At 62.2% G+C, this 18398-nt stretch carries 16 protein-coding genes; 5 read left to right on the top strand and 11 right to left on the bottom strand.

Annotation, left to right across the window (positions count from 1 at the left end; genetic code table 11):
• Positions 1-352 precede the first annotated feature (352 nt).
• Both HF684_RS01085 and HF684_RS01080 read right to left on the bottom strand, forming a co-directional pair.
• A complete protein-coding gene (locus HF684_RS01085) occupies positions 353-1270 on the bottom strand; it encodes a universal stress protein (protein WP_169250958.1) in 918 nt (305 codons plus the stop codon).
• A complete protein-coding gene (locus HF684_RS01080) occupies positions 1267-2727 on the bottom strand; it encodes an amino acid permease (protein WP_169250957.1) in 1461 nt (486 codons plus the stop codon). The genes HF684_RS01085 and HF684_RS01080 overlap by 4 nt, the downstream gene beginning before the upstream one ends.
• Positions 2728-3088: 361 nt before the next feature.
• Between HF684_RS01080 and HF684_RS01075 the strand changes: the two genes are divergently transcribed.
• Positions 3089-3508, top strand: a complete 420-nt coding sequence (locus HF684_RS01075) for a metalloregulator ArsR/SmtB family transcription factor (protein ID WP_169250956.1) — start codon at positions 3089-3091, stop codon at positions 3506-3508.
• Between the two features lies 1 nt (position 3509).
• Positions 3510-4001 (top strand): SRPBCC family protein, encoded by a 492-nt coding sequence (locus HF684_RS01070; protein ID WP_169250955.1) that lies wholly within the window; start codon positions 3510-3512, stop codon positions 3999-4001.
• Positions 4002-4062: 61 nt separating this feature from the next.
• On the opposite strand, the gene HF684_RS01065 is transcribed toward HF684_RS01070, so the two are convergent.
• The 6 genes from HF684_RS01065 to HF684_RS01040 are packed head-to-tail and all read right to left on the bottom strand — an operon-like array spanning position 4063 to position 11708.
• Positions 4063-4764 (bottom strand): GntR family transcriptional regulator, encoded by a 702-nt coding sequence (locus tag HF684_RS01065; RefSeq protein ID WP_169250954.1) that lies wholly within the window; start codon positions 4762-4764, stop codon positions 4063-4065.
• Positions 4757-6376 (bottom strand): ABC transporter ATP-binding protein, encoded by a 1620-nt coding sequence (locus tag HF684_RS01060; RefSeq protein ID WP_169250953.1) that lies wholly within the window; start codon positions 6374-6376, stop codon positions 4757-4759. The genes HF684_RS01065 and HF684_RS01060 overlap by 8 nt, the downstream gene beginning before the upstream one ends.
• Positions 6377-6381: 5 nt before the next feature.
• Positions 6382-8187: a gamma-glutamyltransferase gene (locus tag HF684_RS01055; protein ID WP_169250952.1), complete on the bottom strand. Its 1806-nt coding sequence runs from the start codon at positions 8185-8187 to the stop codon at positions 6382-6384.
• Between the two features lies 1 nt (position 8188).
• Positions 8189-9103, bottom strand: a complete 915-nt coding sequence (locus HF684_RS01050; RefSeq protein WP_169250951.1) for an ABC transporter permease — start codon at positions 9101-9103, stop codon at positions 8189-8191.
• Positions 9100-10056 carry an ABC transporter permease gene (locus HF684_RS01045; RefSeq protein ID WP_169250950.1) on the bottom strand — a complete coding sequence of 319 codons (957 nt, stop codon included), beginning with the start codon at positions 10054-10056 and terminating at the stop codon, positions 9100-9102. The genes HF684_RS01050 and HF684_RS01045 overlap by 4 nt, the downstream gene beginning before the upstream one ends.
• Positions 10053-11708, bottom strand: a complete 1656-nt coding sequence (locus tag HF684_RS01040; protein WP_248279062.1) for an ABC transporter substrate-binding protein — start codon at positions 11706-11708, stop codon at positions 10053-10055. The genes HF684_RS01045 and HF684_RS01040 overlap by 4 nt, the downstream gene beginning before the upstream one ends.
• A gap of 133 nt (positions 11709-11841) precedes the next feature.
• On the opposite strand from HF684_RS01040, the gene HF684_RS01035 reads away from it, so the two are divergent.
• Positions 11842-12543, top strand: coding sequence for a YoaK family protein (locus HF684_RS01035; RefSeq protein ID WP_169250949.1), 702 nt, complete (start codon positions 11842-11844; stop codon positions 12541-12543).
• Between the two features lie 79 nt (positions 12544-12622).
• Here the strand turns inward: HF684_RS01035 and HF684_RS01030 are convergent, their stop codons facing one another.
• Complete coding sequence (locus tag HF684_RS01030) at positions 12623-13918, bottom strand: MFS transporter (RefSeq protein WP_169250948.1); 1296 nt, start codon at positions 13916-13918, stop codon at positions 12623-12625.
• A 79-nt stretch (positions 13919-13997) separates the two neighbouring features.
• Positions 13998-15461, bottom strand: a complete 1464-nt coding sequence (locus HF684_RS01025; protein WP_169250947.1) for a M20/M25/M40 family metallo-hydrolase — start codon at positions 15459-15461, stop codon at positions 13998-14000.
• Between the two features lie 139 nt (positions 15462-15600).
• Between HF684_RS01025 and HF684_RS01020 the strand changes: the two genes are divergently transcribed.
• The gene (locus HF684_RS01020) at positions 15601-16500 is read left to right on the top strand and encodes a LysR family transcriptional regulator (protein WP_169250946.1); all 900 of its coding nucleotides are present in this window, start codon (positions 15601-15603) and stop codon (positions 16498-16500) included.
• An 82-nt stretch (positions 16501-16582) separates the two neighbouring features.
• Positions 16583-17539 (top strand): DUF296 domain-containing protein, encoded by a 957-nt coding sequence (locus HF684_RS01015; protein ID WP_169250945.1) that lies wholly within the window; start codon positions 16583-16585, stop codon positions 17537-17539.
• Positions 17540-17568: 29 nt separating this feature from the next.
• On the opposite strand, the gene HF684_RS01010 is transcribed toward HF684_RS01015, so the two are convergent.
• Positions 17569-18336, bottom strand: coding sequence for an SDR family NAD(P)-dependent oxidoreductase (locus HF684_RS01010; RefSeq protein ID WP_169250944.1), 768 nt, complete (start codon positions 18334-18336; stop codon positions 17569-17571).
• Positions 18337-18398 lie beyond the last annotated feature (62 nt).

The raw sequence follows: 18398 nt of genomic DNA, 5'->3' as shown, positions 1-18398 counted from the left end.
CATGAAGCGTGACGCTCGTATCTGCTGTGATCGGCACATTGAAATTCGCTTCATTGCGGCGTGAGGCACTCCAATTAGAGAATGATCATCCAGCATTAAGCAACATTAAGCAGAGGGCACGAAATCCCTCGAATGCTACTAGCTCTGCACCGACACATTTGAAGCTTCAGCCAGCTTGGGCAAGTACGCCATTAGTTGCAACCAGCTCGGATCCTCCGCTCAGTCGACGCGACAGCCAGAACCCCGAGTCTCCTGGTTCAACCCACCCCGTAACCAGCGAACGATATGTTCTTTCGCACTCCGCTTTGCTCGCTCCATCGCACCTCGCACCAAGGGGCTTCACACCGCGTCTTCACACGGTCTGCTGGCGGATGTAATCGGCCTTCGCTCGACGGGGTACGACGACGATCGGCACCGGAGAGTTCTGCAGGATCCGCATCGCGTGGCTGCCGAGCGAGACTCGCTTGAGCGCACCCAGCCCGGAGGACCCGAGCATCATCACTTCCGGGTGCTTCCACTCGACAGCCCCGAGGGCCGCAGCCCAATCGGCGCCCGTTCCCACGACGACGTCCGTCTCACCAGGTTTGATGTGCAGCTGTTCGATCGAGCACAGGATCTTATCCGTGTCGCGCTGGACGGTCTTCGTCCACTCGTCGATGACGCGCGACTCCATATCGAAGGGCACGTTCGCCGAGGCGACCACGCGCGAACGCGGTGCGAACGAGGCGATGCGGAACGGCACGTCCGACTCCGCCGAGACCATCGCAGCACCGAGGATGAGATCCGCCGAGGTGGACGACCCCGAATACGCGGCCGTGATCCGCTCCAGCCGCGCCCCCTCCGAGGCCTGGAACCCGGCCGGAGCCAGGGCCACCGGCAGCCGTGCACTGTGCAGCAGACCGTTCGACACCGACCCGAGCGCGATCTTGCCAGGCTTCCCCTCTGCCGACGGCCCGACGACAAGTCGATAGGCATCGGTCTTCTCACACATCTCGAGCAGACCGCGACGTGACGACCGCGCAGAGTGGAGGACGCATTCGGACTCGATATCGCTGGGAATGAGCGCACGCGCTTCGTCGAGTGCCGCCTCGGCGACGGTGCGGAACCTCTTCTCATACTGGCTCTCGAAGTGCACGGGTGCCATCGGAAAGGCGGCGGAGTCGACAGCCGTCGCGACGATCCGGCGCCGATAGGTCCGGGCGAGGACGATCCCCAGTTCGACGGCAGCGCGGTTGTCCTGACCTGGGGCAAGACCGACGACAATGCTCATTTGGATCCTCCTGTGGAGTCCGTTCCGGCGGAATCGGGATTGGTGGGCCCCTCCTCGGCGAGCTGTTTGCCGAGGACCGAGGACTTACGGCCGAAGATGACGTACAAGCCCAGGATAAAGGCGGTCCAGATGACGAAGACGACGATCGTGATGACCTGCAGGCTCGAGATGATCCAGAAGCAGCCGATGATCGAGAGCACCGGCAGGACGGGATAGAACGGGACCTTGAAGCCGCGTTCGAGGTTCGGTTCGCGCACGCGGAGGATGATCACGGCCAGGGACACGACGACGAAGGCGACGAGGGTGCCGATCGAGGTCATCTCGGCGAGGAAGTTGAGCGGGATGAACCCCGCGAGTATCGCGATGACGACGGTGACGACGATCGTGCCCTTGACCGGGGTGAGCGTGCGGGGATTGACGTCGCGGAAGAGCTTGGGCATCATTCCGTCGCCGGCCATCGTGAACAGGATTCGGGACTGGCCGTAGATGGAGACCAGGGTGACGGAGAAGATCGAGATCACCGCACCGGCAGCGACGATCGTGCCGGGCCATTGGGAGCCGACGATGTTCTCGAGAATGGCCGACAGGCCGGCGGTCTGACCGTCGAATTCCTCCCACGGCTGGGCAGACAGGGCGGCGACGGCGACGAGGACGTAGACGGAGGTGACGATGATGAGGGCGGCGATGAGGGCTCTGGGCATCGTCTTCTTCGGGTTCTTCGTCTCATCGCCGGCGGTGGCGACGGCGTCCATGCCGACATAGCTGAAGAAGATCAGGCCCGATCCGGCGACGACTCCGGAGATGCCGAAGGGCGCGAAGTCAGCGAAGTTGTTCGAGTCCCAGCCGGTGACGCCGACGCAGATGAAGAAGATGAGGACGCCGACCTTGAGGCAGACCATGATCGCGTTGACGACGATGGACTCGCCGGTGCCGCGGACCAACAGGAAGCAGCACATCGCGAGCAGCAGGATCGCTGGGAGGTTGACGATGCCGCCTTCCTCGGGAGCGTAGGCCAGGGCGTGCGGGATCTCGAATCCGAAGAGGTTGAACAGCAGCTGGTTGACGTACTGCGACCAACCGACCGCGACGGCAGCTCCCGCGACGCCGTATTCGAGGAGGAGGCAGGCGGCCACACCCATCGCCGGCAGCTCCCCGAGGGTCGCGTACGCATATGAATAGGAGGAACCGGACACGGGGACGGAGCCGGCGAGTTCGGCGTAGCAGATGACCGCGAGGCCAGCGACGAGACCGGCGATGACGAATGACCAGATCACTGCCGGTCCCGCCACGGGCACGGATTCGGAGAGGATGAAGAAGATGCCGGTGCCGATCGTCGACCCGACGCCGACCATCGTCAGCGAGAACAGCCCGATGGTGCGCTTGAGGTCGGTCTCGACGTCTTCCTTCTGCCGCGGAACCGGTTTGATCCGGAACAGCTGCTGTCGCAGTGTGGGCATGGTCAACTCCTGACATCATTGTCGGTTCGGTATACCTCGTCGCTTCGACTGTACTTCAGGTTCGCGGCTCCGGCGGCGTCGGAATAGTGAAATCGTGGGTCGGTGCGCGGTTGGGCGCGCAGACCTGCGGTTTGTGCGGATCATGCGGGTCGCGACTCCCTCCCGCATTTGCTACCCGACGGCGGCTGAGCAACCTGGCGCGAGGTTGCTCAGCCGCCGTCGGGTAGTCCTGAAGCGAAGCGGACGAGGTATCCGAACTTTATTCAACCAAACAGTTGACTACCGTGCACAGCTAGGTCTACGCTTCTAATCAACCGCAAGGTTGAATATCAGTTTCGATCGCGCTGCACGGGAGGCTCATATGGCCGATCAATTGTCCAAGGTCTTCGCCGCCCTGGCCGACCCGACGAGACGGGACATGGTGGCCCGCCTCAGCGTCGCGGATTCGACGGTGAACGAACTCGCCGAACCCTACGACGTGAGCCTGCAGGCCGTATCGAAACATCTCAAGGTGCTCGAGGACTCCGGACTGGTCTCCCGCACCCGCGACGCCCAGCGCAGACCGGTCCACCTCGAAGACAATGTGTTCGATCTGATGACGAAATGGATCGAAAGATACAAGCAGCAGGCAGAGGAACGCTACCAGCGCCTCGACGCCGTCCTCGAAGCGATGAACGCGGACGAGGCAACGAACGATTCGGACTCGAGCGCCGCCTCGGCGAAGGGATCCGATGACTCAGCACCACACTCAACCGACAGAAAATCACGCAAAGGAGCATGACATGACCACCACAGACACTGCAGCCGACTATTCGACTCTCAAGCTCGACGTCCCCGAGGGCGTGCAGACCGTCTCGATCACACGCGACTTCGCCGCGACGCCGGACAAGGTGTTCCGGGCCCACATCGACCCCGAACTCTTCGTCAAGTGGTGCGGACCGGATTCGATCACGAACACGATCCGCGAATGGAATGCGACGACCGGCGGGAACTGGAGCTACGTCTCGAACGACGATCGCGGCGAATACGCGTTCTTCGGCTCGTTCCACGAGGTGCGGGAGAACGAACGAATCGTCCAGACCTTCACCTTCGAAGGGTTCCCGGACGCGGTCAATCTCGAGATTCTCAAGCTCACCGACCTCGGTGACGGACGGACCAGGCTGACGTCGACCTCGATCTTCGACTCGGTCGAGTCCCGCGACGGCATGGTCGCCTCGGGCATGGAGCACGGCATCGTCGAGGGCTACAACAAACTCGACCGCCTCCTCGCCTAATTACTACGTGACGGCGGCTGAGCAACCTGGCGCCAGGTTGCTCAGCCGCCGTCAGGTAGTTCTAGCGGGAAGGATCGGACATCATGGCGAAGTAGGAGTCGCGGCTGCGGCGCACGTGCCGGGCCATCACTTCGGCTGCCCGCTCGACTTGACCCGCGTCGATAGCCGCGATGATTTCACGATGCTCGGGCCACGCCTGCGGTCCTCGTCGAGTCACGTTAAGCGAATACAGCCATTCGATCTTGCCCGAGATCTGCCGCAGCAGACTGACAAACGACAGACTCCCACTGAGCTCAGCGATCGCGAAGTGGAATCGCATGTTCAGCACCGCGAGATCCTCGAACCGTTCCTGCTCGATAACAATGTCACCGGCCCCGAGAATGTCGTTGATCTCTTTGCGCTGCTCCCTCCACTTCAGGTCAGGAACATCGCTGGCATTGAGCGCCGCCGCCCGCCGGGCCGCGCGTTTGGCCGTCGCCGCCTCGAGCACGATGCGAATCTCGAACAGATCCTCAGCATCCTCGACCGGCGACGGAGCGACGACCGAGCCACTGTACTTCCGCGACTCGACCAGCCCCTCCGCTTCGAGCGAGCGCAGAGCCTCCCGAATCGGAATCCGAGACACCTCGTACTTCTCAGCCAGCGCAGCTTCACGCAGTTTGGCTCCCGGCTCGAGCCGCCCACCGATGATGTCGGCTCGGATCCGGGCGCCGACGCTGCCGCTGTCCGGTGAGAGCGAAAGTGTTGGAGCGGAATCAGACATTGAGCAGACCGAAACCAGGTACAGCGGCGAGTAGCCGCTGCGTATATTCGGCCTGAGGCCTCTCAATCACATCTTGTGTGGTGCCCGACTCGACGATCTCTCCGCTTTTCATCACAACAACATCGTCTGCCAAGTTCGCAACTACTGCAAGATCGTGAGTGATGAACAGGCAGCTGACGTCCAAGTCGTTCTGCAGATTCCGCAGCAGATCAAGGATCTGCTCCTGGACCAGCACGTCGAGCGCAGACACTGCTTCATCACAGATCAGGAGCTCAGGCTCACTGATCAGTGCGCGCGCAATGGCTATCCTCTGACGTTGACCGCCCGAGAGTTCGGACGGGCGCCGCTCAAGCATTGTCTTCGTTAGAGCCACCTGGTCAAGGACATCTGCAACCTTCTTCGACCGATCAGCACGATTGCCGATCTTGAACACATCAAGAGGCTCCCGAATGATTCGCTCGACGCTCCACATCGGGTTCAGGGAGGAGAAGGGATCCTGGAATACCGGTTGGCTGAATCGTCGCAGGATGCTGCGCTCAGAACGAGTGGTCGCGTCAACATTTCTGCCGCCAGCGAGTACCTCCCCACTCGTCGCTTTCTCCAGCCCCAATACGATCTTCGCGATCGTCGACTTTCCTGATCCGGATTCACCGATCACCGCGGTGGTCTTTCCACGCCGCGCTGACAGACTCACTCCACGCAGAGCATGAACTTCTCGGCCGCGCCCTCGAAGCTTGTAGACCTTGTGCAGATCATTGACTTCCAAAACCAAGTCCATGGCTTTCTCGTCACTGTCAGATTCGACAGCATCTGCCGTTTCAACGGCGCTCTCCACCACCAGACTCGGCGCGGCTTTGACAAGTGACTGAGTGTACTCATGTTGCGGGTTGCCCAAGACCTGCTCGGGGGCGCCGCGCTCCACGACGGACCCCTGATGCATGACGAGAATCGTGTCTGTCCGCTCCCCCGCCACCCCAAGGTCGTGAGTAACGAACAGGAGAGACAGTCCGCGTTCGGTCACCAACTCCTGCAGGTGATCAAGAATCTGCTTCTGCACTGTCACGTCGAGAGCCGAAGTCGGCTCGTCCGCGATGATCAGATCTGGGTCTCCGGCCAAGGCTATGGCGATGAGCACACGCTGCCTCATCCCGCCAGAGAATTCGTGCGGGTACGACCTCCGCCGATTCTCTGGGTCGGGGATCCCAGCGTCAGTCATGAGTTCGATGACGCGTTTTGTGACCTCCGACGAATTCGTCATCCCGTATGTACGGAGCGCATCGCCGATCTGATCTCCGACTCGCATGCTCGGGTTGAGGCTGGCCATCGGGTCCTGCGGAACAAGAGCAATCGATCGCCCCCGCAGCGCCTGCATTCGCTGACGGCTTGCGCCGACAAGTTCTTCTCCGCGGTACTTCACTGATCCGCTGCTGACCTTTCCGGCACCAGGCAGCAGCCCCAAGATGGCCCCGATGGATGTCGACTTACCCGATCCGGACTGGCCGACCAGCGCCAGACGTTCGCCGGGTTCCAGGGTGAAATTGACGTCGTGGAGCACCGGGGACTCGTAGGAGACTTCGAGTCCCGACACTTCAAGCACGAATTCTTCGACCATCCGTCTCACCTGCCCGCCGCGTAGCCCTGAGCACCGCGTGGGTTGGCTCCCGCCGTCAGTCGGCCCGTCCTCGGATCGCGAGTCACACATGACAGACGCCCAAGGTCCCAATCCCCGGCACGGGTCACTTCGTGTCCACGTGAGATGAGTCCGTTGATGACATCATCGCCGAGGCGGTCCTCAACGACCGCTCCTCCCGGCACCCACGTACGGGGCCAGAAGGAACCCGCCAACGCGGTCGTATGCAGAGCTGGGGCGTCAATTGCTTCCTGCGCCGCATAACCGCCGACGAGCATCCTCAGAATCAACAGCAGCTGCCACTGTTCCTGTTGATCACCTCCCGGAGATCCGAGGGCGACGATCGGCTCACCGTCCTTTGAGATCAAGGTTGGCGTCAGTGTCGTCCTGGGACGCTTGCCCGGATTCAGCGCCGACGGAGCCGATTCATCCAACCACATCATCTGCAGACGCGTGCCGAGACAGAACCCAAGTTCGGGGATTGTCGGGGAAGACTGAATCCAACCTCCGGACGGGGTAGCGGAGATAATATTTCCCCAACGGTCAACAACGTCGATATGGCAGGTGTCTCCGTTGTTCACACCGTTCTTCTGCACGGTCGGTTCGCCGATGCCCGCCTTGATCAAGGCTTCTCTATCCGCCCCTTCCAAGGTCAACGGAGGCAGGAACGTGGGTGCGACTCCTGCGCGGTCAGTGCCGGGACGGAAATCGTGCGATGCAGTCGAGCCGATGAGCTCGCGGCGCTGAGCCGCATACTCCTCGCTGAGGAGCCACTCAAGGTCCACATCGTTGTCGCCGTAGTAGGTGTCCCTGTCGGCCATCGCAAGTTTGAGCGCTTCGAGGATTGTGTGGGCACCCAGTTCGGTCGAGGGATCGAGACGGTCGTCGTCGAAGCTCTCGAGGATCTTCAGAGTCTGCAGCAGCACAGGGCCCTGGCCCCAGGCCGCGATTTTGGCTACCTGATACCCTCGGAAGTCGATTGTCACCGGCTCCTCAAAATGGGCATCGAAGGAAGCGATGTCTTCCAGGGTCATGACCCCTGCATGGTCAGTGCCGGTCGAATGCCGGTGCGGTGCTTTGATGAACTCGGTGATCGCTTCAGCCACGAACCCTGTCTTCCATTCACGTCGAGCTGCCTGAATCCTCTCCTCTCGAGTTTCAGCGTCATCCCCAGCAGAGATCAGGCGACGCAGGACATCGGCATACGCGTGGTTGAAGATCAGATCGCCAGCGTTCGGAACTTCACCGTCTGGCATCCACTGCGCAGCAGACGTCGGCCAATGCTCGATGAAGAGCTCCCTGACCTTTTCGATGGTCCCGACTGTTCGAGCAAGTACGGGATGACCGTTGTCTGCATAGTCGATCGCGAATTCGAGAACGTCGGCCAGGTCCCAGGTACCGTGGTGTTCGAGAAGGTTGAGCCACGAATCGACCGCCCCTGGGACAGCTGCGGCAAGTGCCCCCGCACCGGGGACCATGTCAAGACCTTCGCTCCGGAAGTGCTCGATGCTGGCTGCAGCCGGAGCTGGGCCCTGCCCCATCATGATCTTCGGAGCGGACGGCTCCTCTGCTGTTGCAAAGACACCGGTCATGTCGCCGGCGGGCCCGTTGAGATGCGGCTCGACAACATGCAGCAGAAAGGCTCCTGCCACTGCAGCGTCGAAAGCGTTGCCTCCTCTTTCAAGGACTGCCTGCGAAGCCGCGGTCGCCAACCAATGTGTTGACGCGGCCATGCCGAAATGACCTTCAAGAGTAGGTCTGGTCGTGAACTCGGGGGGTGTGGTGAATGACAAGTCAGTGTCCTTTCTTGGAATTGGGGTCGAGGGAGTCGCGCAGGGCATCGCCGAAGAGATTGAAGGCAAGACAGATGAAGAGAATTGCCAGACCCGGGAACATCGCGGTCGATGGTGCGCGGAAGATGTACTGCTGAGCATCCGACAGCATGATGCCGAGGCTGGGTGAAGGCGGCTGGATGCCGAGGCCGAGGAACGACAGGATCGACTCTCCGATGACTGCAGTGGGAAGAATGACTGTTGCCTGAACGATGATCGCAGAAGCGGCATTGGGCAGAATGTGCATACCCAGAATTCGAGTCTTTGAAGCATCGGTTGCGATCGCTGCTTTGACGAAGTCGGCTGACTTCAAGCGCATGGTCTCGCCTCTGACGACTCTGATCATCGTTGGCACCTGCGAGATGCCCAGCGCAATCGCAGCATTGGACAGGCTTGGTCCAGAGATGGCCGCCAGTCCGACGGCGATGATGAGGAAGGGGAACGCAAGCGTGACGTCTGTCAGACGCGAGATGACTGCGTCGAATCCGCGGAAATACCCTGCCAACAGGCCCAGAGGAGCGCCGACGACTACTGCCAATAGCACTGCCAGAAGCCCCACCTGGAGGGACGCTCGAACCCCGAATGCGAGTCGCGACAGAATGTCACGCCCCAGGTCGTCTGTGCCGAACACATAGCCAACTGTCCCAGGCACCTGGAACGGAACTTCGAAATTCGTCTGCGCGAATCCGTATGGGGCAATCAGTGGGGCGAAGACGCCGATCAGAACGACTATGGCGACCATGATCGCACCGACGAGCCCCGAGGGGGTCGAGATGATCGATCTGATCAACCAGAGTGCCCGGTTGGACGACGCGTGGAACTCGGGATCCAAACCTTGAGTCTGCTTGTTCGTGTTGGTGACAAGTGGTGTGCTCATGAGGCATCCTCACTTACGCGAATCTGTGGGTTGATGACCGAATAGAGGATGTCTACGGCCAAGTTGATGAGAATGTAGGACACGGTGATCACCAGAACGACTGCTTGGATCACGGGATAGTCGCGGGAGAACACAGCGTCAAGAGTTAGCTTGCCGAGTCCGGGAAGAGCGAATATCCGCTCAGTGACGACAGCTCCAGAGATCAGTCCGCCCAGCTGAAGTCCGACGATGGTGACCAGCACGATCAGCGAGTTGCGCAGACCGTAACGGAAGAGAACCCGCGGACGCGAGAGTCCTTTCGCTCGAGCCATTCGAACATAGTCGGTGCCCATGGTCTCGATCATCGAGGCTCGCGTCTGACGAGTGATGACAGCTGCAAGGCTGGTTCCCAGGATTACGGCTGGCAAGGTCAGATAGTAGATGCCCTTGATCGGCTCCGAGAAGATATCGACATACCCTGAGGCCGGGAACCAGCCGAGGCCCACTGCCAAACCGAGGATTGCCAACAGTCCCAGCCAGAAGTTGGGCACGGAGAGTCCGAGCAGGGCAATGAAGTTACTGCCGAATTCGGGCCAATGACCGCGGAACCGCTCCGCGATCATGCCGAGCGCAACGCCGACAACCACGGCTACGACGATCGCGTAGAGTGCGAGCCACAGCGTGACCGGCAAAGTCGTGGCGATCATGTTGGTAACCGGTAGCCCGGTTCTCGTCGAGTCGCCGAGGTCGCCGGTGACGGCAGATCCGATGAACTTGATGAATTGCATCAGCATCGGCTCATCGAGCCCAAGGTCGCTGCGGATGGCTTCGAGACGCTCCGGCGTCGCCTCTTCACCGGCCATGGCCAAGGCCGGGTCGCCAGGCAGCATTCTGACTCCGAAGAAGATAACGATCCCGGAGAGCACGAAGGTGATGATCGCATGAAAGATCTTGGTGAGGACAAAACGAGTCACTTCCGGCCTCCGTTCTTCAAGAAGCCAGCTTCCGAAAGGTGGACCACACCGTCTGAGAAGACCTGAATTCCCGCGACATCTTCGGTAAAGGCGGTGAGGTTCTTCTGCCGGTAGAGGTAGATGATCGAGTTTGTTTCTCTCATCCGCTCAGACGCCTTTCCGTACAGCTCTGCACGCTTCTTCTCGTCGGTTTCTTCGCTTGCCTTGGTCAGCAAATCATTGATCTGAACATCGTCGATTCCCGTGACGTTATTGGCGGCACCTGGGAAGTGGAATGAATACAGGTTTCCGTGCGGATCGACTCGTCCTGACCAACCCAACTGGAGCATCTCGTAGTCTCCGCGGTCTTGGGCGTCGAGCAGCGCGGTGTATTCCACCGGCTGTACCTTGATATTGAATCCGGCTTCCTTCGTCGCAGCCTGGATGGCCTGAGCGAAACGGAGGGTGTCCTGGGTATTCGAGACTTTCATATTCACTTCGAGTGGGAGTTCGACCCCGGCGTCCTTGAGGATCTTCTTAGCACCCTCCGGGTCGTAGTCGACGCAGCCATTGCTGGCCTCAGTCGCAAACGGACTGTCAGGGGCGATGCCAGAACAGGCAGGAGAGAACCAACCGTTGAAGACAGTGTTGACCAGAGCCTTCCGATCGATCGCCATCGACAGAGCTCTGCGCACTTCCGGTTTCTGACCGAGAGGACCGGAATAGTTCTCCTTCTCGTCTCCGAATCCCATGTTGACAGTCAGTCCCTGGTAACCCAGCGAGTTCGACTGCAGGAGGCCGATCCCAGATTCAGCGTCCAGCGCATCGACATCTTGTGGCGAGATCGTGTCGGCGACTTGCACGTCTCCCGAGCGGATATTCGCGGCACGGATATTCGCGTCGGTCATGATCTGGTAGGTAATCGAATCCAAGTGGATCGAGTCCGCGTCATAGTAATTGGGATCTTTGATGACCTTGATCGATGTCTGAGCGATCCTCTTCTCGAACTTGAACGGTCCGACGCAGACTGGGTGATCACCGAAGTCTTCGCCCTGTTTTTCCAGTGCTGTCGGCGACATGATCATGCCTGCCCTATCAGCCAAGGCGGCGGTGAAGGGTGCGAAAGGTTTGTCGAAGGTGACTTCAACCGTGTGATCATCGGCAGCTTCAATTGATGAAATCGGTCCGAGCTCGGCCGCACGTGAAGAAGCCTCGAGGTTAAGTCCGCGCTCGATCGTGGTCTTGACCGCGTCAGCGTCGAAATCGGTTCCGTCAGCGAACTTCACGCCTCGCTTGACTGGAATTCTGACGGTTTTGCCATCTTTGGAGATAGTGGGTAGTTCCGTCGCAAGCATCGGCACTATCTCGCCGTTTTCATCGATGTCATAAAGCTTCTGACACATGGTCTGCATTACATAGCGCGTGTACAGAGATGACGATGAAGTCGGGTCGAGCCGATCCGGCTCAGATGACAGGGCCATGACAAGATTGCCACCGTCTTCGAAGTCTGACGCATCAGCATGCACCGACTTCACATCAGTCCGATCCGGCGGGTCCTCTAGCGGCTGCACAGGAACGCATCCCGCCAACAGTACAGCGCCGACAAGCGCCGCGCTTATCCGAATTTTCACTCGCACTCCCTCGTGGTCTCGGATCTTGGTGATTTGTTGCATACAATCTATAGTGAAATTAACCTTTTGCATACAAAAAACGTGAAAGTTTCGAGATGTGGGAATCAACCGACGCACTTCTCTCTACACATTCAGCACTTGCTCCAGTCGAACCTCCCGCCCCGAAAGGACCCTCATGACTCGTCGCCTCGACCTGGCCATGCTGCTGTTGCTGACCTTCTCGACCGGCATGGTCGATGCCATCGGCTACCTCGGCTTCGACAAGGTCTTCACGGGCAACATGACCGGCAACGTCGTCATCCTCGGCATGGGTCTCGCCGGCGCCGACGGCGTCCCCGTCCTCCGTCCCGCCCTCGCGCTCGTGTTCTTCATGATCGGCGCGGCACTGTCCGGGCGCATCCTCGGCGACATCGGCGAGAATTGGCACCACCGGACGACCGTGATCTTCTCCAGCGTTGCCGTCGGCTGTGCCGCATTGTCCGTCTACGTCGCGGTCGTCCCCGACCCCGAGATCGGCCTGGCCGGCACGATCTTCACCTCAGCCCTGTCCGCGCTCATGGGTGCGCAGGCCGCGGCCGCACGGAAGATGAAGATCGCCGACGTCACCACCGTGGTCGTGACCTCGACGATCGTCGGCCTCGCCGCCGATTCGAGCCTGGCCGGCGGTGACAATGTCCGCTGGATCCGCCGGGCACTGGCCGTCGTCCTCATCCTCATCGGCGCTCTGGCCGGTGCCGCCACGCTCATGCTCAATCAGTGGATCGGCATCGCCCTCGTCGCCGTCATGATCGCCGCCGCAGCCGTGATCGGCCACCTCGCTGAGAAGAAGAGACGAACCCGCGCCGAGGCGGCCGCCGCCGTTGCCGCGAACGCCTGAGTTCCGTATTCGCCCGGTCGGGGCCGCGGTCGCAATCGACCACGGCCCCGATCTCACGTCGGCACCCATACCCTGAGCGTCAGCGCACGCCGAGCTTCTTCCACACCACGAGGATCGCCGTCACGCTCAGCGCTCCGGCGAGCAGCACCCAATAGGCCGGGGCCTTCGCGTCACCGGTGATGCCGATGAGCCAGGCCGCCACCAGCGGGGTCAGTCCTCCGAAGATTGCCACGCCGACGTTGTAGCCCAAGGACAATCCCGTCCCCCGCACCTCGGTGGGGAAGATGTCACCCATGACGCTGGCCAGCGGCCCGTAATAGGCGGCCTTGAGGATCGAGAAGATGATGACGACGATGATGAGCACCGACAGCGCATTGGCCGCGACGACCCAGGTGAACAACACCCAGGTGAGGACCATGACGGCGAGCGCCGCGGGAATCATGAAGGTCAGCCGTCCGAGCCTGTCGCAGAAGTAGCCGGCGACCGGAGTGCAGAAGAACAGCACGAGCCCGGACACCAGGGTCGCCCAGAACCCTGCGGAGCTGTTCATCCCGAGGTTGTCGACTGCATAGGTCGGCACATACGTAATGAAGTAGTTCAGACAGGTCGAGACAGCGATCGCGCCGATCGCCAAAACCACGGCCAATTTGTGATGTCGCAGCACACCTCCGATGGCCGCTGCTTCCTTGGGCTTCTCGGCTCGGGCAGCGGCGAAGGCAGGAGATTCGGGCACATGCCGACGAATGTAGAGCCCGACCGGACCGACGAGGAGCCCGACGATGAAGGGCAGACGGAACCCCCAGGTCTCAAGCTGCTCTTGAGACAGCGTCGTCGTCACGGCCACACCGATGATGGAGGCGAGGATCGTCGACATCGCCTGCGAGGTGAACTGCCAACTGGCCGCGAAGCCGCGGCGGTCAGGCAGGTGTTCGACCATGAGTGAGGTCGCCGACCCGAATTCGCCTCCTGCGGCGAATCCCTGAATGAGCCGGGCGAGCAGAATGAGAAGCGGCGCGGCCAGTCCGATGACATGTGCCGGCGGCATGAGCACGATCATCAGGGTGCCTGCGAACATCAGCCAGATCGTCAGCGTCAGTGCCGGTTTGCGCCCCTTCCGGTCGGCAAAGCTGCCGAGCACGATTGCCCCGACCGGGCGGATGAAGAAGGACAGCGCGAATGTGCCCAGGGCAAGCATCACCGAGACGGCATGGCTCTCGGAGGGGAAGAACGCCACAGAGATGTAGACGGAGAAGTACGCATACACCGAGATGTCGTACCACTCGAGGGCATTGCCGATCGAGGCCGCGGTGATGACCTTCCACGATCTCACCGGCTTGTTCTCAGCGGTATTCTGCGTCGACAGCGCTTCTGTCATGATTGGGCTCCTTTGCCTGCAGTGTGGTGGTGGGACGGGCTGGTTGGCGGCGACACGGGGCCTCCGACAGCAGGTGGGGTCATTTCGAGGAGAACCAGTCGTCCGGACGCATATGCATGTCCCAGAACATTCCCGTCATGATCTCCGCCCCCTGCTCGAGGATCGACACCAGGGCATGTTCATCGGGTGCGTGCTGATTGCAGCCCGGGTAGGAATGCGGCACCCAGACGGTCGGCAGTCCGAGCACCTCGGCGAAGACATCGTTCGGAATCGTTCCCCCGAGGTTCGGCTCGACGGCGGCCTCAAGTCCGGTCGTCTTACGGATCGATTCCGCCGCCGCCGTGACGACTCGTGCTCCCGGGTCCAGACGTGTGGCCGGCATGCAGTGTTCGAACTCGACCGCGACCCCGTGGATCCCTTGTTCTTCGAGGAAGATTCGGACCCGGTTCTCGAAGTCGCTGACATCCGTGCCGACGACGTAGCGCAGCTGCATGCTCGCCGAGGCGGTGCCGGGGATCGCGTTGACGACCTGAGCCGGATCCCCGGCATCGAGAGCGAGGACCTCGAGGACATTGAAGGCGAAGACCCGTTCGGCGGGACTCAGACCGGGCTCGCCCCAGCTCGGATCGGTCTCCGGCGCCCCCTCCTCGACGATGTCGGGAAGCTTCGCCACCGCGTCGATCACCGAGGCGGGAGGAGCGTCGGGGCGCAGAGCCGGGATCCGGATGACGCCGTGGCCATCGACCAGCGCATTGATTGCGGCGGCGATGACCGTGGCCGGGTTCCGCAGACGACCGCCCCAGTTTCCCGAGTGATGGTCGCCGTCGCGTTCGTGGGCGATGAGCCGGAAGTTCAGGGCGCCGCGGGAGCCGAGGAAGAGCGTGGGCACCTCGGCGGCGATCCGCGGACCGTCGGAGGCGAGGAAGAGCTCGGCCGAGAGGTCAGCGGCATGTGCGGCCGCAAACGAGCGCAGGCCCATGGATCCTGCCTCTTCGGCGGTCTCGAGGAGGACCGTGACGTTGTAGCCGAGCGTCGCCTCGGCGACTGAGCCCGTCCCGCCGAGACCGGCGAGCACGGTCCGCAGTGCCGCCGTGTTCACGCTGTGCTGTCCCTTGTTGTCGGCGGTGCCGCGACCGTACAGGCGATCACCGTCACGGGTGAGCACCCAGGGGTCGAGCCCTTCGGCCCACTGCGAATCGTGGGCGAACTGCACATCGGCGTGGCCGTAGAGCAGCACCGTCGGCAGCCGCTCGTCCTCGACGCGGGTGGCGATGAGCAGCGGATGCTCATCCGATTCCGGGTTGTCGTGGATGGTCGAGGAGAAACCGAGTTCAGCGAGTTCCGGGACGATCTCCTCGCTGAGGTAGGCCATCGCTGCCGGCCCGCCCCCGGGAGCCTGGCTTTCGGTGCGGCGCGCGACCCGGCGGGAGAGACGGTCGATGAAGTCCGTGCTGCGGACGAATGCACCGGCACGTCGGGCCAGGTCGGTTCGGGTCTCGGCGGATTGTGCCGCAGCCTCGCGGCCGGTGTTCTCTGTGTTCATGACTGCCAGCCTCGCCGAGGAGCAGGCTCGGCGACAGCCGGATCCGTCCACACCCGGGTGCGATTCCCGCACCGAGGTGGTGCGTTTGCTGCACCACCGACGTACGCTGGTCTCGCACCCGGCCCGAAGGACGACCACGATGACCGATCTCCGCAGTCTCACCACTCTGCTCGCCGTCGTCGAATACGGGTCGATCCACCTGGCCGCGAGGTCGATCTTCATCTCCCACTCGACCGCCAGCCGTCAGATCAGGAATCTGGAAGAGCATTACGGCACACAGCTGTTCGAGAGGACGAGCTCCGGCGTCATTCCCACCGCTCAATGCCTGGCCGTCGCCGATTTCGCTCGCCGGACCATCGCCGAGTCGGAACTGCTCGCCGACTCATTCGGCGAGTACTCCGGCGCCGTCGAAACGGTCTCGATCGTGACGAGCACCGGGTTGGGGCAGACCGTGGTGGCCGATGCCATCAACCGGCTCATGCGGACAACGGACCGAGTTCAGGTCAGCATCATCGACCGAGGCTCGGTCGAGGCTCTGCAGGTGCTGCGGAATCGACAGGCCGATCTGTGCGTGAACTTCTCGGTCTCGAGCCAGGAGTTCGGGACTCTGCCCGGAGTACGCAGAGTCGCCGAGGTCGAAGCGGCGAACTTCGCAATCCTCGACGAGGACCACCCGCTGGCCGACCGTTCCAGCCTCTTCATCAGAGACATGATCGACTATCCCGTCGGCACCCTGCCCGCAGGGAACACGGCGAGGATGCGCATCGAGCAGGCCGTGCGAGCGCAGGGGCAGGTCTTCTCCCCGTCACTTGAGGCCACGTGCCCGGTGCTCATGCTGCGCTCGCTCGTGGGAACGTCGATGATCGCCATGATGGCGGGACGGACCATTCCGACGAATCTCGATGCGGTCGGCTGCACAGCTGTCCCGATCATCGACCCGGATATCGAATCACGCTACATCCAGGTCCTCGAAGCTGATCCGCGCCGCGAGTCCCACGGCCTCGACCTTGTCGTGGAGGCCCTGCAGAACAGCCTCTGATTCCTCAAGGGCTGTGGAACCTCACGTTCCACCACATGGATTCTCGGCGACATCGACGCTGGCCGCCGACGATAATCGAGCCATGAGCAATGGAGCCGAGACGACAGCACTTCAACAGCCGACCTTCCCACTCAAAGCGCCGGGAACGGCGGTCGTCCACGCGGGCCCGCGACAGAGCCCCCGCATCGTCCCCGTCCCGACCCGCTGCACCGAGCACGTCCTCGAACTCCCCGAGGGCACCGACCTCTTTGCCGCCCTCGAGCAGTCACTGACCGACTTCTCCGTTCCCGGCATTATGGCCGAGTTCGTCGCAGGGGAACTCGGGCACATCGACTACGTCCACCCCGCCCATGGTCCCGACGCCGAGCACCCGATGTCCTTCACCGAGGCGTTCACCATCGATGTCCCCACCCGACTGCGTCATGCATCGGCCACGATCGGTTGGCGCGACGACTCCCCCTTCTGTCACGTCCATGCATCGTGGACCAATGTGGACGGCGAAACCAAGGGCGGCCACCTGCTACCAGGCACGACCGCGGGCCCCAACGGGCTGACCATCCGACTCTTCGCCCTCGACGACGCGCGACTGATCAGCGACGTCGATCCCGAGACCGGGTTCTCCGCATTCGCGCCGCACCCGGTCACACCGGCACACGCCACCGCGTCAGCATCAACCGCGCCCGATCTCGCCGAGGCGGCCCGGCCCGCCGATGCCGTCGTCTCCCGCATCCGTCCCAGTGAGATCCTCGACGAGGCGGTCCTCGCCGTCTGCCGGACCGCCGGCTTCGACTCCGCCGAGGTGACAGCGAGCCTCGGCAGCACGACCGGAGCCGTGTTCACAGGCGACAGTGCCCCATGGCCGGCCGTCGAGTTCACCCACCTGAGCGGAACCGTCACCGATGCCGCGAGCGAGACCCCGCAGGTCACCCTCTTCGGCGAGGTCGTCGACGTCGCCGGAGAAGTCAGCTTCGGCACCCTCGAATCCGGAGCCAACCCGGTGGCGGTGACCTTCGAACTCTTCGTCCGCCGCACCGACTGACTGCTCCAGCGACCGACAACGTCAGCGACTCACGACATCACGGCCCCGCCGTCGACGCGCAGGATCTGTCCCGTCGTGAACGCGGCACCGTCTGTGGCGAGGTAGGCGACCGCCTGGGCGATCTCATCCGGCTGACCCATGCGGTCGAGCGCCTGACCCGAGGTGTCATAGGTCTGCCCGACGGTGAGCGCGGACTCGACCGGGCCGGGAGCCACCGAATTGCAGCGGATGCCCCGGCGTCCGTACTCCTTGGCCACCCATTTCGTCAGGGCGATGATCCCGCCCTTGCTCGCCGCATACGCCGGCCCCGAGCGGGCACCGGCCTCCCCGTCGGAGACCGCTCCCCCGTTGATGCCCGAGATCGACGAGATGTTGATGATCGACCCGCTCCCGGCCTCCCACATGTGCGGGTGGACGGCGGCCTTGATGAAGTTGAACGTCCCACCGAGGTTGGTCTCGATATCGCGCTGCCACTGTTCAGCGGTGATCTCATCGATGCCGATGCGTGCGGCCGTGCCCGCATTGTTGACGAGGATGTCGAGACCCCCGAAGGTCGACACGAACGACCCCACCGCGGCAGTCACCTCGTCGGCGTCGCGGACATCGAGGGAGAACGCCGCGAATCGCTGATCCGGGTACTCCGAAGCCAGCCCGGCCGCGGCCTCCTCCGCGCCTTTGAGGTCGACGATCCCGACCGAGGCACCCCGCCTGGCCAGCGCGCTGGCGATGGCCAGGCCGATGCCCTGCGCGGCACCGGTGACCAAGGCCGTCTTGTTCGTGAGCAGATACGGTTCCATGATTCTCCTTCGACAGAGGTGAGTGAGACGTGAGATTCCCGGCCCGACCGAATGGCCCGGCC

The sequence above is a fragment of the Brevibacterium sp. 'Marine' genome (genome assembly GCF_012844365.1).
Classification (GTDB): domain Bacteria; phylum Actinomycetota; class Actinomycetes; order Actinomycetales; family Brevibacteriaceae; genus Brevibacterium.
Note: the sequence above shows the minus strand (reverse complement) of the source record. Positions and strands in the feature narration are given on the sequence as shown.

What these genes read in the sequence shown, in the direction of transcription:
- HF684_RS01010 (WP_169250944.1), bottom strand. Translation starts at nt 18,336, where the DNA reads ATGGAACCGTATCTGCTCACGAACAAGACGGCCTTGGTCACCGGTGCC.
- HF684_RS01065 (WP_169250954.1), bottom strand. Translation starts at nt 4,764, where the DNA reads ATGTCTGATTCCGCTCCAACACTTTCGCTCTCACCGGACAGCGGCAGC.
- HF684_RS01080 (WP_169250957.1), bottom strand. Translation starts at nt 2,727, where the DNA reads ATGCCCACACTGCGACAGCAGCTGTTCCGGATCAAACCGGTTCCGCGG.
- HF684_RS01040 (WP_248279062.1), bottom strand. Translation starts at nt 11,708, where the DNA reads ATGCAACAAATCACCAAGATCCGAGACCACGAGGGAGTGCGAGTGAAA.
- HF684_RS01030 (WP_169250948.1), bottom strand. Translation starts at nt 13,918, where the DNA reads ATGACAGAAGCGCTGTCGACGCAGAATACCGCTGAGAACAAGCCGGTG.
- HF684_RS01075 (WP_169250956.1), top strand. Translation starts at nt 3,089, where the DNA reads ATGGCCGATCAATTGTCCAAGGTCTTCGCCGCCCTGGCCGACCCGACG.
- HF684_RS01035 (WP_169250949.1), top strand. Translation starts at nt 11,842, where the DNA reads ATGACTCGTCGCCTCGACCTGGCCATGCTGCTGTTGCTGACCTTCTCG.
- HF684_RS01050 (WP_169250951.1), bottom strand. Translation starts at nt 9,103, where the DNA reads ATGAGCACACCACTTGTCACCAACACGAACAAGCAGACTCAAGGTTTG.
- HF684_RS01060 (WP_169250953.1), bottom strand. Translation starts at nt 6,376, where the DNA reads ATGGTCGAAGAATTCGTGCTTGAAGTGTCGGGACTCGAAGTCTCCTAC.
- HF684_RS01015 (WP_169250945.1), top strand. Translation starts at nt 16,583, where the DNA reads ATGAGCAATGGAGCCGAGACGACAGCACTTCAACAGCCGACCTTCCCA.
- HF684_RS01020 (WP_169250946.1), top strand. Translation starts at nt 15,601, where the DNA reads ATGACCGATCTCCGCAGTCTCACCACTCTGCTCGCCGTCGTCGAATAC.
- HF684_RS01085 (WP_169250958.1), bottom strand. Translation starts at nt 1,270, where the DNA reads ATGAGCATTGTCGTCGGTCTTGCCCCAGGTCAGGACAACCGCGCTGCC.
- HF684_RS01025 (WP_169250947.1), bottom strand. Translation starts at nt 15,461, where the DNA reads ATGAACACAGAGAACACCGGCCGCGAGGCTGCGGCACAATCCGCCGAG.
- HF684_RS01070 (WP_169250955.1), top strand. Translation starts at nt 3,510, where the DNA reads ATGACCACCACAGACACTGCAGCCGACTATTCGACTCTCAAGCTCGAC.